Raw genomic sequence first — 14,664 nt, 5'->3', positions numbered from 1 at the left:
AGGAGAACGGCATGTGATGGGGGCGATCAGCGCTCCAGCACCACGAACGCCACGGCATACTCGGCTTCGTCACTGAGGGTAATATGCGCTGTGGCGGCGCCGCTGGCTGCGAAGAGCCGCTGAGCCTCACCATGCAGGTGTAATCCGGGCTTGCCCAGCGCGTCGTTAAGCACCTGGATGTCTCCCCACTGCATGCCCTGGCGCAAGCCAAGGCCCAAGGCTTTCACGAAGGCTTCCTTGGCCGCGAAGCGCTTGGCCAGATAAGCCACCGGGCAACCTTTGGCCCGCCATACCTGCTGCTCCTGCTGGCCCAGAATGCGTTCGGCAAAACGCTCACCGTGGCGCTCCAGGGCCTGACGAAACCGAGCAACGCGAGCAATATCAGAACCGATGCCAACGATCATTCAATGCCCGCAGCAGCCGTGATGACCATCATGCTCGTCATGCGCGTGCTCGTGCTCATGGGCATCCAACGCGGCCATCAAGCCCGCCTCCTGGCCAGCAATTATCAGCCGCTTCATTTCCTGAATGGCTTCTTTCAGCCCTACGAACAGCGCGCGCGCAATGATCGCGTGACCGATGTTCAGCTCGTTGACACCCGGCAAGGCAGCAATGGCTTCCACATTGTGGTAATGCAGACCATGCCCGGCATTGACCACCAGTCCAAGCGAGACGGCATGGACCGCTGCTGCGCTAAGGCGGTCATACTCGGCGTTGGCCGTTTCGCTGCCCGGCCGAGCTTCGGCATAGGCACCGGTGTGCAGTTCGATGGTGGGCGCTCCAGCGCGCTTGGCCGCGTCGATCTGGGACTCATCGGGGTCGATGAACAGCGATACGTCACAGCCCGCGGCTGCCAGACGCTGGCAGGCAGCGGCAATCTGTTCGAACCCACCCACCACGTCCAAGCCACCTTCCGTGGTCAGCTCTTCGCGCTTTTCCGGCACCAGGCAAACGTGGGCAGGCCGCACTTCTTCGGCCAGGGCCAGCATCTCTTCGGTCACGGCCATTTCGAGGTTCATGCGCGTATTGAGCATCTCGGCCAGCAGGCGTACGTCGCGGGGCTGGATATGACGGCAGTCTTCACGCAGGTGAACCGTGATGCCATCGGCACCGGCCTCTTCGGCCAACAGCGCTGCCTGAACGGGGTCCGGGTAGCGGGTGCCCCGTGCTTGGCGCAGGGTGGCGACGTGATCGATGTTGACACCCAGTAGAATACGAGGAGGATGCATCGTGACTCTCCATTGGATGGCACACAGAGGCCATCATTGCTTGTCTGAGTATTGCTTGTCTGAGAATTGCTTGTCTGAGAATTGCTTGTATGAGAGAGGCCCGCCTAGCGCTGACGGCGGCGGGCCAAATCCATCATCAGCTCTCGCGAGCGTAGTGCCACTGCCCCCAAGTGGGGCGCCAGCGCTGCTCGCATGAGCGCTTTCAAGGCGCTGGCCAGGCTCTCTGATTCCCAGTCACCCTGCTCGATATAGCGCAAGGCACGGCCGTCGATCCCTCGCTCGGCGGGCAAGAATGCACGACTGGCCGCCTCGAATCGATAGCGCCCGTGAGGGTCCAGAGGGGTACCTTGAGGCGTGCAGAAGCGCGGCGTGGCTTCCAGGGCTTCCAGTAGCGCCCACTCATAGCGTCTCAGCGCCAACCCGCGCGCGGCGGGCACCGGAAGTGCCTCCAGCAGCGCACTGTAAAAGGCAAACACATTCGCGGATGCCAGTTCCAGCGGCAGCAAGCGGGTGGCAATTTCATTGGCATAAAGGCCACACAACAGCCCTTCACCCGCCAACAGCGCGGTCTGCCCCCGGGACTCCATCAAGGTCAGCCGCTTCAGCTCACGCTCTCCGCGCCAAGCGATGAACAGCGGCGTAAAGGGTTGCAAACGCTGGCGCGATTTCGAACCGGGGCGCTGCCCGCCCTGAGCCACCGCACGGATGCGCCCGTGGTTGAGCGTCAGCAGGTCGACCAGCGCGCTGGTTTCCCGATACGCCTTGCGGTGCAACAGAAAGGCAGGCTCGGGGGTCATGGCCGCGCTCAATCCAGGTCGTAACCCAGGCTCTTCAAGGCACGCTCATCGTCCGACCAGCCTCGCTTGACCTTGACCCACAGGTTGAGCATGACCTTGGTGCCCAAGGCACGCTCCATGTCCAGCCGCGCCTCTCGGCCGATACTCTTGATCCGATCGCCGTTTTCACCGATCAGAATCACTTTCTGGCCCTGGCGCTCCACCAAAATCAACGCGCTGATATGGGTCACCCGCTCGGTCTCGCGAAACTCCTCGATCTCGACGGTCATCTGATAGGGCAGCTCGTCGCCCAGCTGACGCATGACCTTTTCGCGCACCAGCTCGGCGGCCATGAAGCGCAGACTCTTGTCGGTAATCTGGTCTTCAGGGAAGAAGTGAATACTTTCTGGCAGGTGTTTGGCCACCTCATCTTCCAGCGCTTCGACCTGCGTGCCGTGCTTCGCTGAAATGGGGATGACGGCAGCAAATTCACGCCGTGCCCCCACCTCCGCCAACCAGGGCAGCAGGTCGGCCTTGTCCTGCAGGCGGTCGACCTTGTTCACTGCCAGAATCACCGGCGCCGTGACATGCTCCAGACGCTTGAGCACCGCCTGGTCTTCCTCGGTCCAGCGCGTACGATCGATGATGAAGACGACACAATCCACGTCACGCAGCGCCTGGGTGGCTGCCTGGTTCATGAATCGGTTGATCGCCTTGTTGCGATCCTTGGACATGATGTGCATGCCCGGGGTGTCCACGTAGATGAACTGCGTCTCATCGACGGTCTTGATACCCATCACCTGATGGCGGGTAGTTTGCGGCCGCCGAGAGGTAATCGAGATCTTTTGCCCCAGAATCCGGTTCATGAGGGTTGATTTGCCTACGTTGGGACGGCCAACGATGGCCACGAATCCGCAGGTTTGGCTCATGATTTGTCTCCAGGGGGTTGTTCAAGATAGGACAGAGCTTCTTCCGCCGCCTGTTGCTCTGCATGTCGGCGGCTAGGACCTTTACCAGTGGTATGCTCGCTCAACAGATCGATATAGCACTCCACGGTAAACGTCTGGGCATGCGCCTCGCCCTTGACCGAGACCACTTCGTAGCGAGGCAACGCGGCCTGGCGTGACTGGAGAAACTCTTGCAAGCGCGTTTTGGGGTCCTTCTGAGTATCCTGAAGAGAGATGTTTTCCAGCCTCTCCGCATACCAGGCCAGTACTCGGTCACGCACGGCGTCCATACCTGCATCCAGGTAGATGGCCCCGATCACGGCCTCGACGGCATCGGCCAGGATGGATTCACGGCGGTGACCGCCGCTTTTCATCTCTCCCGAGCCAAGTCGCAGGCACTCGCCAAACGACATTTCACGGGCCAGCTCGGCCAAGGTCTGCCCCTTGACCAGACGCGCGCGCAGGCGAGAAAGCTGACCTTCTCGCGCCTGGGGGAAGCGCTGAAACAGCGCTTCGGCAATGACAAAGTTGACGATAGAGTCACCCAGAAATTCCAGGCGCTCATTGTTGCGACCACCATAGCTGCGATGGGTCATGGCCAGTTCCAGTAGCGTTGGGTCGCCAAAGGTATGGCCGATTCGTCGGCAAAAAGCGGTTAAGGAATTGCTCACGGTGCTCCTACGTCATTGACGTTATACAAAATAACCACGCTGACCTTGTTGTTTAACAGGTGCTTCATTCGATGCGACGCACGCTGCTGAAGCTGGGCAAACCACCATCCCAGTGCATCCAGACTGCAAAGGCGCGCCCGACGATGTTCTCTTCCGGAACAAAGCCCCAGTAGCGGCTATCATTGGAGTGATCACGGTTATCGCCCATGGTGAAATAGTGCCCTTCCGGCACCACGACCTCACGCATTTGCGGGCCAGGATCACGCGGATTGTTATAAATGAAATGGCTCACTTCACCCAGCTGCTCTTCGAGCAACAGCTGCTGAGGAGACAAGGCCGGGCCTTCTTCGACCAGCACCTTGCTGACTGCTTCGCCGTTCACATAGAGCTGCTTGCCTTCATACCGAACACGGTCGCCGGGCAGGCCCACTACGCGCTTGATGAAATTGACCGAGGGCTCGTCAGGGAAGCGAAACACCATGACATCACCGCGCTCCGGGTCGTCCACTTCCAGAAAGCGGTGGTGTACCACGGGCAGGCGCAGGCCATAGGCAAACTTGTTCACCAGGATGAAGTCGCCTACTTCCAGCGTCGGCTTCATGGAACCCGAGGGAATCTGGAACGGTTCGACGATGAAGCTACGCACCACCAGTACGACCAGCAACACGGGAAAGAAAGAGCGAGAGTAGTCGACCGGCCAGGGCTCCTTGAGAAGCTTTTCCCGGCTGGCATCGTCCAGCCCGTCTACCGTGGCGGCTTCGGCAGTGGCCACCCGCTCACGGCGCTTGGGCCGCAGCACCAGCACATCCAGCAGAAAGATGGCCCCGGAGAGTACGACGGCAAGTACCAGTAATAATGAAAAATCCATGTGAGGTCGAGTCCCTAGTCGTTGACCTTGAGCACAGCAAGGAAGGCATCCTGGGGAATTTCGACACGCCCCACCTGTTTCATCCGTTTTTTACCGGCTTTCTGTTTTTCCAGCAGTTTTTTCTTGCGGCTGACGTCGCCGCCATAACACTTCGCGGTCACGTTCTTACGAAGCGCCTTGACCGTCGAGCGCGCGACCACCTGCCCGCCAATGGCAGCCTGGATGGCCACGTCGAACATCTGCCGCGGAATCAGCTCTTTCATCTTCTCCACCAGCAGACGGCCGCGGGTGTGGGCATGATCCCGATGGATGATGACCGCCAGCGCGTCTACCTTGTCGCCATTGATCAAGACGTCCAGACGCACCAGCTTGGCGGCTTCAAAACGCTCGAAGTTATACTCTAGCGACGCGTAACCGCGAGAAATCGACTTCAGACGATCGAAGAAGTCCATGACCACTTCCGACATCGGCAGCTCATAAGTGAGCTGAATCTGGTTGCCCAGAAACTGCATGTCCAGCTGGGTGCCACGGCGCTGCTCGCACTCGGCAATCACGTTGCCCACGTACTCCTGGGGCACCAGAATACTGGCCCGCACGATAGGCTCGCGCATCTCGTCGACGTCGGCCATGTCCGGCAGCTTGGAGGGGTTGGAGACGTATTTGATGTCGCCATTTTTCATGCCCAGCTCATACACCACCGTGGGTGCAGTCGTGAGCAGATCCAGGTCGTATTCGCGCTCCAGGCGCTCCTGGATGATTTCCATGTGCAGGGTGCCGAGGAAGCCCACGCGGAAACCGAAGCCCAGGGCATCCGAGTTTTCCGGCTCGTACTCCAGCGACGCATCGTTCAGCGCCAGTTTCTCCAGCGCATCGCGGAAGTCTTCATAGTCATCGGCGCTGACCGGGAACATACCGGCGTATACCTGCGGCTTGACCTTCTGGAAGCCCGGCAGGCGTTCGACATCGGGGGTTTTGGTGTGGGTGATGGTATCACCGACCGGGGCACCATGAATTTCCTTGATCCCGGCAACCACGAAACCGACCTCACCCGCGCGCAAAATATTGGTCTCTTTACGCAGCGGTGTGAAGATGCCTACTTCGGTGGCGTTCCAATCCCGCCCGGTCGATTTGATGCGAATCTTGTCGCCCTTGCGCAGCGTACCGTCGAACAGCCGCACCAGCGAAACGACGCCGAGATAGTTGTCGAACCAGGAATCGATGATCAGCGCCTGCAAGGGCGCGTCCGGGTCCCCTTTAGGGGGCGGAATGTCACGCACCAGGCGCTCCAGCAGTGCGTCGATACCAATACCGCTCTTGGCCGACACCTGGCAGGCATCGGTGGCATCCAAGCCGATGATTTCTTCCACTTCCTGAGAAACGCGGTCCGGGTCGGCCTGGGGCAGGTCGATCTTGTTGAGCACCGGCAGGACTTCCAGGCCCTGCTCGATGGCGGTGTAGCAGTTGGCCACCGACTGAGCTTCGACGCCCTGAGCGGCGTCCACTACCAGCAGCGCCCCTTCACAGGCGTACAGCGAGCGGGATACTTCGTAGGAGAAGTCCACATGCCCTGGTGTATCGATGAAGTTGAGCTGATAGACCTGACCATCGGCCGCGGTGTAGTCCAGCGTGACCGACTGCGCCTTGATGGTAATGCCGCGCTCGCGCTCGATATCCATGGAGTCGAGCACCTGCTCCTTCAGTTCACGCTCGGACAAGCCACCACAAGTCTGAATCAAACGATCGGAAAGCGTCGATTTACCGTGGTCGATGTGGGCGATGATGGAGAAATTGCGAATATGCTTGAGCTTTCCGCCGGAAACGTCATGAGACATCGAGTGTGTTCTGCCTTATTGGTACGCAAGCGATGGTGTTGGGGACAGCGCCAACAAGGCGTAACGTGAACACCGCACCACTGCATTGCCAAAGTTCGTCAAAAGATAAGCGCTATTGTAGCGATATGCGGGGGATAGGAACAGCAGTCCGGCGAGAACCGCCGGACTGGAGGGAGCGAAAAGCGTACTTATTCCAGACGCAGCGCTACAAAAAGTGAGCGTCCATCACGATACAGGCGCAGCGGGATGGCACGATCGGTGGGCAAGGCTTCGACGATTCGCATCAGCTCATCGGCAGAAGCAACGCTACGGTGGTCGAGGCTGACCAGAATGTCTCCCGGGCGGAGCCCCGCCTGGGCGGCAACGCTGTCCGGCTCCACCTGACGAACCTCTACGCCACCGGTGATGTTGAGCCGCTCGCGCGTGGCTTCATCCACTTCGGCCACAGCGACACCTAGTCGCATCTGATTGTTGCTGCTGGAAGCTTGCTCGACGCCTTGGGCATCCGGCCAGCTTCCCAGTTCGATGGTTTCAGTCACCTGCTCACCATCGCGCATCAGGGTAAGCTCCACATCGCTGCCAGGGGCAACACGCCCGATGAGGCGCGGCAACGTGCTGGAGCGATCGACCTCTTCGCCATTGACTTCCAGAATCACATCCCCAGCCTGCAGGCCACCCTGCGCGGCGGGACCTTCGGGGTCCAGGTCGGCAATCAGCGCACCGATGGCTTCGTTCATGCCAAACGACTCGGCCAAATCACGAGACACCGGCTGAATCATCACGCCCAGCCAACCACGGTTCACCTGGCCATCTTCACGAAGTTGGCTGGCAACGTCCATGGCGACGTTGATCGGAATGGCGAACGACAGACCCATGAAACCACCGCTACGGGTGAAGATCTGCGAATTGATACCGACGACTTCACCTTCCAGATTGAACAGTGGACCACCGGAGTTGCCCGGATTGATGGCCACGTCGGTCTGGATGAAGGGGACGTAAGCGTCCTGTGGCAGCGTACGGTTGATGGCACTGACGATACCCGCAGTGACCGAATGGTCGAAGCCGAAAGGCGAGCCAATGGCCGCCACCCACTCCCCTACCTTGAGCTCATCGGAATTCCCCAACGTGAGCACGGGCAGGTCGCTGGCATCGATCTTGAGCAAGGCAACGTCGGTCTGCACATCGCTGCCGATCAGCTCGGCGGGCAGTTCGCGACGGTCGTTGAGGCGTACCAGAATTTCATCGGCATCCTGCACGACGTGGGCGTTGGTCATCACGTAGCCATCTTCACTGATGATGAAGCCAGAGCCCAATGACTGTCGCTCCTGGCTACGCCCCTGACCACCACTGGGCGGCGCTGGAAAACTGTCACCAAAAAAGTGGCGGAAGATTTCGGGAATTTCCTGACCACCAAACCCTTGTGCCGACGGCGAGCTGCTGCGCTGCACCGTGCGCGTGGTAGAAATGTTGACGACGCCCGGCGCCGCTTCTTCTACCAGCACCGTGAAATCGGGCAAGGTTTGCGCCTGGGCACTGTGACCCACCATGAACAGCGCAATCAGGCATAACCATAACGTTGAGGGGAGAACCAAGCGCTTCATGAAACAGCTCCTAGTCAAGCAGGGACGACACCATGGAAGTGCAACTCTTAGCGAGCTACAGGACAACTAACTGACCAAACGCGGACGGAAGCGTTCCATCCCCCCGCGCATGAGAAATCTAAGCGCCACCAAGGCGCACGCCAAGGTACCAAAAAAGGCACCCGCGCTGATCCATTGGCTCTCTGCCACCCTGGCAATCACCCCCGACACCACCAGCGCCAGCAGCATGGGCGCGGCATAGACCAAGAGCGCCAGATAGCCAACGGCTTGCCGCTCCACCGTCAGCGTCACCGCACTGCCCAAAGGGTAACGCTCTGCCAATTGGCTTTCCAGACACTCAGGCCGCACCTCGACACGCTGGTGCTGGCGGCGCGCCAGCAGGCCCATGCCGCAACCCCGCCCCTTGGCGCAGGCATCACATTCACTGGCCACCGATACATCCACCACCAATCGCCCTTCGACATGCCCTGTTACTCGGCCAGTGCGATAGAGCGCAGAACAGGGTGCGGGCTCGGCCAATGACATCAGGGCTGAATCACGATGGACTGAACGATACGGCGCATGACAGCAGCTGGCAGCTCACCAACGCCTACCAGCTGCCAACGCTGATCATCGACCTCCACGACCGATACCGTGGCCGTAGAAACGCCTAACTGATGGCTACCTTCCGAGAGCGCCTGCTGCTCCACGGGCGCTGCAAACAAGCTGACCGAAGCCAAGCCGTCGCTGTAGACACGCTGACTCGATAACGAACTCGTTTCGACCGGCTGAGAAACGAAACCATCCGGCAGCCACTCCGCCTGCCAATTCACTGCTGGCTCCTCAGGCGAAGCAGGATTTGCAATCACGCCCTCATAAAGCACCGGCGACTGTAGCTGTGTGATCTGAAACGTTTCCAGCGCCCGCGATTGACTATCGCGCATGACATGCTTGAGCAGCAGCCCCGTCTCTTTGTCCAGCCACCACTCATGCTGATAGCGCTCACCATCCTGAGGCACGAACTTGAGCTGCACGGCTTCGCGGCCCGCCACGCGATCATCGTTGAGCAGCTCGATCTCATAATAATGGGCCACGTGAGCCGCCCAGGCTTCCGCTGCGCTGCCGGTCTCTTGATCTTCAGGAATGAAGCGGGCGCGATAGCCCACGGCCGACTGACGCTCGACACTGACAGAAGGGCCATCCAGATGCTGAACGACCTGTTGTCGAATGCCATCTCGGATACGATGCGAAAGCGCCAGAGTGCGCACTCCCAAGGCATCGATGGAGACGGCTCTGGCCTGGAAATCGTAGCAATGACCGGCCTGTTTGCTGAGCACCAGCCACTCTTGAGCACTGGCAGGCTCGGTCAATGAAGTGAGGTCATCGCAGCTGAAAGCGGACTGCTCTGCGATGACCGGCATGGAGAAGGAGAATAGGCTTACCAGCCCAGCAGACGCGACGGCCTGAATTCCCCACTGTCGGCACTTGTCCATCGCCATAATGCTCAGGCTACCCTGTCCGCCATCAACGTTGGCCCAACGGCTCAGTGACCGAGGAGCGCATCAGCGGCATCCAGCTGTCACCACCGCCACTGGCGGCGCCTTGAGCGTGCTGCTCCAGATAGGACTGCAACAGGCGCAGTTGATCAATATCGATGGACGTTGGCTGCTGAGCCATGACGCTTTGCGGCGCAGACGGAGCCGCGAAACCGGCTTCGCTGACGTTCATCAAGCCGCTATTGCCTGCCTGCCCATTGATCCGGAACGGCGTGGGCTCGAACATCGGCATATCGGAGGCTGCCAGGGCTCCCGTCTGGGCACCAGACAAACTGACCGGCTGTACCTGCGCACCCACTCCAGCGCCAGGCTGAACGGCAATGTTGCCATCAGGCTGGCCGCTCGACCCTGTACCGCTATTGAAGAACTGTACGCCCGTGATCACCATCAGTGATACGGCCGCTGCCACGCCAGCACCGCGGGCAAACGAGATGCCGCCCGTACGATGATTCGCCGCCGTGACCGGTTCGGCGATCGGTACCGGCTCGTCACGCAGTCGAGCCATGATGCCCGCCGAAAGGTCGACGCTGACATCCACTTCGCGCTCACGCTGCATCATGCTGCGCGCCAGATGATAGCGGCGCCAAGTCTCTGCCGCGTCGGCGTCGTCAGGTAGTGATTTCAACACTCGGCGAAGTTCCAGCTCATCACTTTCACCGTCCATCAATGCGGAAAGTGACTCCCGTGTGTTTTGACTCATACTTCACACCCTCACACTGTGTTGGAAGAAGCTTCACGACAACACGGCTAGTGCGTGTTTTAGCCGCAAAACCTCACAGGCCAAGACTCAGATTATCTATCACCGTCTGCACAACGCCATTGCCAAGTTGGCAGGCAACATGATTGGGCTGCTCGGCGGCTCAACTCAATAACGCTGGCAGCCCTTATGACGCCTGACTCGCCAGACAGTTCACAAAAAAAGTAAAAACGTAAATGTTTGTGTCCATGCGCAGGCAGCGGCCCAACGCTCAGGGCTCTTCACGGCTGTTGCGCGCCGTGGTAACCAGCGGGCGGATATGCTCGTCTACCGCCTCCCTGGCACGAAAAATACGCGAACGCACCGTACCCACCGGGCACTGCATGATTTGCGCGATGTCCTCGTAGGCCAACCCATCCAGCTCACGCAGGGTAATGGCCGTGCGCAGGTCATCCGGCAAGCGTTCGATGGCTTCGAACACAGCGGCTTCCAACTGGTCCCGCGCAATGGAAGCTTCGGGAGACTCGGAGTCGGCCAAGCGGCCGCTTTGATCGACGATTTCGGCATCGACGATATCCAGGTCGCTGCCGGGTGGACGACGCCCTCTGGATACCAGGTGGTTCTTCGCCGTATTGATGGCGATCCGGTACATCCAGGTATAGAAAGCACTTTCTGCACGAAACTTGCCCAACGCACGGTACGCCTTGATAAAGGCTTCCTGCGCCACATCCTGCACTTCGGCGTGGTCGTGCACGTAGCGTCCTATCAGGCCAATGATCTTGTGCTGATACTTCTTAACCAAAAGATCGAAAGCGCGTGTATCGCCTTTCTGGGCACGCTCAACCAACTGCTGGTCCGTTTCACGAGTGCCCATTCACACGCTCCTTCCGCGCCGGTATCACACCGGCCGCTTCATATTCTTGTCGCCCTGTTGATCGGGCCTTCACAGCAAGCAGCATAGTGTCCCTTGGGCATTGGTTAATCGTCATGGAGAGCTCGAGGCCCATGAGGCCTGGTGGCTCACCTGTTCTGGAGGGCGTTTGGTGGCATAACGCCAATGTCATCTAGTGTTACGCGTTCTTAGCAGCGCATCAAGCGCTTACCCCCTTTCTTGAAACCCTGTGGCTGACATTTTTCCTTAATGCAAAGTTCCGTAACAATTGATTTTTACCACCGTGACGCGCCATAGTAGTGACCACTTTTCGCCCATCGCGCATGTACAGGTAGCAAGATGTCTGATCAACAGGTTAGCAATCTCAACGTCCTCGCTCAGGATGTTCTCACCACCCCCGACGCTCTGAAGTCGGCTATTCCCCTCACCGAAGCCGCCGAGCGCTCCGTCGTGGAAGGCCGTCGCGTCATTCAGAACATCCTGGATGGCAACGACCCGCGCCTGCTGGTGGTCGTGGGCCCCTGCTCCATCCACGACGTGGATGCCGCGCTGGATTACGCCCGCCGCCTGCGCGCGCTGGCCGACAAGGTGAGCGATAGCCTGTACATCGTCATGCGCGTATATTTCGAAAAACCGCGCACCACCGTGGGCTGGAAAGGGCTGATCAACGACCCCCACCTGAACGACTCGTTCGAAATCGACGAAGGCCTGCACATCGCCCGCAAACTGCTGGTCGACCTGGCCGAGATGGGCTTGCCCCTGGCCACGGAAGCGCTGGACCCGATCTCGCCACAGTACCTGCAGGACTGCATCAGCTGGTCAGCCATTGGCGCCCGCACCACCGAGTCACAAACCCATCGCGAGATGGCCTCAGGCCTCTCCTGCCCGGTCGGCTTCAAGAACGGCACCGACGGCAGCCTGGATGTCGCCATCAATGCCCTGCAGTCGGTCGCCAACCCACATAACTTCCTGGGCATCAACCAGACCGGCCAGGTCGCCATCATCCGTACCCGGGGCAACGCTTATGGCCACGTGGTACTGCGCGGCGGCAACGGCAAGCCCAACTACGACAGCGTCAGCGTCGCGCTGGCCGAAAAAGAGCTGAGCAAGGCCAAGCTGTCGGCCAACATCATGATCGACTGCTCCCACGCCAACTCCAACAAGGACCCGGCCCTGCAGCCGCTGGTACTGGAAAACGTGACCAACCAGATTCTGGAAGGCAACCGCTCCATCATCGGCCTGATGGTCGAGTCCAATATTGGCTGGGGCGCCCAGAAAGTGCCTGCCGACCTGAGTCAACTGCAGTACGGTGTCTCGATCACCGATGCCTGTATCGACTGGGACACGACCGTCGAAACCTTCACACGCATGAACGAAAAGCTTGCTCCGGTGCTGGCCAAACGTATTGCCTGAAGCCAACCTGTCGACGCCCCGCCAGATCCCTCTGGCGGGGCGTTTTTCATTAGCATCACCCGCTGCCGCCCTTCAGGCCTGAATGTCACGCCTGAAGGGCGGCAAGGCATCCAGCAGCGCCTGACCGTAGCGCCGCGTGATCACGCGGCGGTCCAGCAACGTGATCACGCCCCGGTCGTTCTCCTTGCGGATCAACCGACCACAGGCCTGCACCAGCTTGATGGAAGCATCGGGCACGCTGATACGCATGAAAGAGTTGCCGCCCTGGCTTTCGATCCACTCGGCCAACGTGGCACCCACCGGGTCATCGGGCACCGCAAAGGGTAACCGAGTGATGACTACATGAGTCAGGTAATCCCCAGGCAGGTCGATGCCTTCTGCAAAGCTGGCCAAGCCGAAGATGATGCTCCCCTTGCCGCTATCGACCGCAGCACGATGCCGTTCGATCAACTCCCGCTTGGGCAGCGCATCCTGCGCCAACAGGCGCTCTTTCAAGGCCGCTGGCAGCACTTTTTCCACCGCCCTGAGCTGGGCCCGGGACGAAAACAGCACCAGAACCGCTTCATCCTCCCCCAACTGGGAGACACAGCGCACGATGGCACGCTCATGGGCCTCTCGGTCGCTGGGGTCCGTGGCTTCCGCGGGCACGCGCAGCACCGCGTTGGCATAATCGAAGGGGCTGGGCAGCGCCTGGTACCGATAGCGACTGGCCAGGCCAGCGCGCTCCTGAATACGTTCGAAGCGCCCCAGTGCCGTCAAGGTGGCGGAGGTGACCACCGCCCCATGGCAGCGCCCCCACAAATGCTTGGCCAGCGTGTGCGCCGCCGAGACAGGGCTGGCGGAGAACTCGATTTCGGGCTCCCCGGCCACACGACTCAACGTGATCCAGCGCGCACAGGGCGGCGCATTGGGCGGGTCCTGCTCGCTGAACGCCTGCCAGAGCGCGTGGGCTTCCAGGGCGCGACCATGCAGCAGCGCCACCAGCGGTAGCCAGGCTTCGGCCTGATCGCGGTCCAGCCCCGTCTGCTTGTCCGGGTCCAGGCTCTCACGCAGGATATCGGCAATGCTTTCCAGGCTGCGTGATAGCGTGGCAAACATCACCAGCAGCTGCCGCGCCTGCTCGCGCAGCGCTTCCGGCACCTCGCCCTTCTCGAAACGCTGCTGGTGGCTGGCCTCTTCATCCGCCAGCCCCTGCTCGCGCCCGGCCAGCTGGTGCCCCAGGCTGAACACGTCCCCCAGGGCAGGCTCCAGGCCATGCAGCACTTCAGGCAGGCTGGCCAACAGCCGGGCCACGGTGGGCTGAACCGCCAGCCCCTGGTGGAGATCGGTCAAGCTGCTGCGCAGCGTCTTGAGCCAGCGCAGACAGCCATGCACCGCGAAGCGGTGGGCAAAGTGCGACAGCGCCTTGTCCGGCAGGTGATGGCCTTCGTCGAAGATGAAGATACAGTCGGCAGGGTCCGGCAGAATGGCGCCGCCCCCCAGGGCAAGGTCCGCCAGTACCAGATCGTGGTTGGCCACGATGACATCGGCATCTTCCAGCTCACGGCGTGAGCGGAAGAACGCGCAAGCACCGAAATGGCCGCAGCGGCGCCCGGTACACTGGCGGTGATCGACGGTGAGCTGACGCCAGTGGGCATCATCGATGGTGTCAGGCCAGGTATCACGGTCACCCTGCCACTCGCCTTTGCCATAGGCATCGGCAAGGTCGCTGGCAAGCACCTGATAGTCGCTGCTATCGCTTTGCAAGGAGTGCTCGAACAGCGACATGGTCGGGTTCGGCTCACTGCCCTCCAGGGCCTGGTCCAGCCGCGCCACGCACACATAGCGCCCGCGTCCTTTGGCCAGCGCGTAGCGAAAGGCGATGCCACTGTGCTCGGCCAGGGAGGGCAGGTCCTGATGCAACACCTGCTCCTGCAGAGCCACCGTGGCCGTGGACACGATCAGCCGCTTGCCCTTCGCCTTGGCAATGGGCAAGCCTGCAATCAGATACGCCAGCGTCTTGCCCGTGCCGGTACCGGCTTCCAGCACACAGACGTGGCTGTCGCTGGTGCGCTTGCCATCGCTGTCGCACTGAATATCGCCCAGGGTGCGGGCAATCTCGGCAATCATCAGCCGCTGGCCGTAGCGTGGGGTCAGCGCTAACTGCTCCACCACGTTACGGTACGCTTGCTGAATATCGGCCTTGAGCGCGTTATCCAGCATG

14 protein-coding genes are annotated in these 14,664 nt (G+C 60.4%); 1 reads left to right on the top strand and 13 read right to left on the bottom strand.

Going from position 1 to position 14,664, the window contains the following annotated elements:
• Window positions 1-26 precede the first annotated feature (26 nt).
• From acpS to rpoE, 12 genes are all read right to left on the bottom strand, one after another.
• Window positions 27-404, bottom strand: a complete 378-nt coding sequence (gene acpS, locus LG409_RS07550) for a holo-ACP synthase (protein WP_039177167.1) — start codon at window positions 402-404, stop codon at window positions 27-29.
• The gene (gene pdxJ / locus LG409_RS07545) at window positions 405-1,229 is read right to left on the bottom strand and encodes a pyridoxine 5'-phosphate synthase (protein ID WP_227407944.1); all 825 of its coding nucleotides are present in this window, start codon (window positions 1,227-1,229) and stop codon (window positions 405-407) included.
• Window positions 1,230-1,333: 104 nt separating this feature from the next.
• A complete protein-coding gene (gene recO, locus LG409_RS07540; protein WP_039177176.1) occupies window positions 1,334-2,026 on the bottom strand; it encodes a DNA repair protein RecO in 693 nt (230 codons plus the stop codon).
• A gap of 8 nt (window positions 2,027-2,034) precedes the next feature.
• Entirely contained in the window at window positions 2,035-2,934 is a 900-nt protein-coding gene (gene era, locus LG409_RS07535; protein WP_039177179.1) for a GTPase Era, read from the bottom strand.
• The gene (gene rnc, locus LG409_RS07530) at window positions 2,931-3,623 is read right to left on the bottom strand and encodes a ribonuclease III (RefSeq protein WP_039177180.1); all 693 of its coding nucleotides are present in this window, start codon (window positions 3,621-3,623) and stop codon (window positions 2,931-2,933) included. Before rnc ends, era begins: the two co-directional genes overlap by 4 nt.
• Before the next feature lie 64 nt (window positions 3,624-3,687).
• The gene (gene lepB, locus LG409_RS07525; RefSeq protein WP_039177182.1) at window positions 3,688-4,491 is read right to left on the bottom strand and encodes a signal peptidase I; all 804 of its coding nucleotides are present in this window, start codon (window positions 4,489-4,491) and stop codon (window positions 3,688-3,690) included.
• Between the two features lie 14 nt (window positions 4,492-4,505).
• A complete protein-coding gene (gene lepA / locus LG409_RS07520) occupies window positions 4,506-6,323 on the bottom strand; it encodes a translation elongation factor 4 (RefSeq protein ID WP_039177184.1) in 1,818 nt (605 codons plus the stop codon).
• Between the two features lie 188 nt (window positions 6,324-6,511).
• Window positions 6,512-7,924: a DegQ family serine endoprotease gene (locus tag LG409_RS07515; RefSeq protein ID WP_039177186.1), complete on the bottom strand. Its 1,413-nt coding sequence runs from the start codon at window positions 7,922-7,924 to the stop codon at window positions 6,512-6,514.
• A gap of 66 nt (window positions 7,925-7,990) precedes the next feature.
• Window positions 7,991-8,449, bottom strand: coding sequence for a SoxR reducing system RseC family protein (locus LG409_RS07510; protein WP_039177187.1), 459 nt, complete (start codon window positions 8,447-8,449; stop codon window positions 7,991-7,993).
• Complete coding sequence (locus tag LG409_RS07505) at window positions 8,449-9,402, bottom strand: MucB/RseB C-terminal domain-containing protein (protein WP_227407943.1); 954 nt, start codon at window positions 9,400-9,402, stop codon at window positions 8,449-8,451. Before LG409_RS07505 ends, LG409_RS07510 begins: the two co-directional genes overlap by 1 nt.
• Window positions 9,403-9,427: 25 nt before the next feature.
• Window positions 9,428-10,159, bottom strand: coding sequence for a sigma-E factor negative regulatory protein (locus LG409_RS07500; RefSeq protein ID WP_039177190.1), 732 nt, complete (start codon window positions 10,157-10,159; stop codon window positions 9,428-9,430).
• 268 nt (window positions 10,160-10,427) lie between these two features.
• Window positions 10,428-11,030 carry an RNA polymerase sigma factor RpoE gene (rpoE, locus tag LG409_RS07495; protein WP_039177195.1) on the bottom strand — a complete coding sequence of 201 codons (603 nt, stop codon included), beginning with the start codon at window positions 11,028-11,030 and terminating at the stop codon, window positions 10,428-10,430.
• Window positions 11,031-11,387: 357 nt separating this feature from the next.
• Here rpoE and LG409_RS07490 point away from each other — a divergent pair, with 357 nt between their 5' ends.
• Window positions 11,388-12,461, top strand: coding sequence for a 3-deoxy-7-phosphoheptulonate synthase (locus LG409_RS07490; RefSeq protein ID WP_227407942.1), 1,074 nt, complete (start codon window positions 11,388-11,390; stop codon window positions 12,459-12,461).
• A gap of 72 nt (window positions 12,462-12,533) precedes the next feature.
• Here LG409_RS07490 and dinG read toward each other — a convergent pair whose 3' ends face one another.
• Window positions 12,534-14,663, bottom strand: coding sequence for an ATP-dependent DNA helicase DinG (dinG, locus tag LG409_RS07485; protein ID WP_039177197.1), 2,130 nt, complete (start codon window positions 14,661-14,663; stop codon window positions 12,534-12,536).
• Window position 14,664 lies beyond the last annotated feature (1 nt).

Source organism: Halomonas sp. NyZ770, from assembly GCF_020616575.1.
GTDB classification, from domain to species: domain Bacteria; phylum Pseudomonadota; class Gammaproteobacteria; order Pseudomonadales; family Halomonadaceae; genus Vreelandella; species Vreelandella hamiltonii.
The sequence above is the reverse complement of the archived record's forward strand: the minus strand, read 5'-3'. Positions and strand labels throughout refer to the sequence as shown.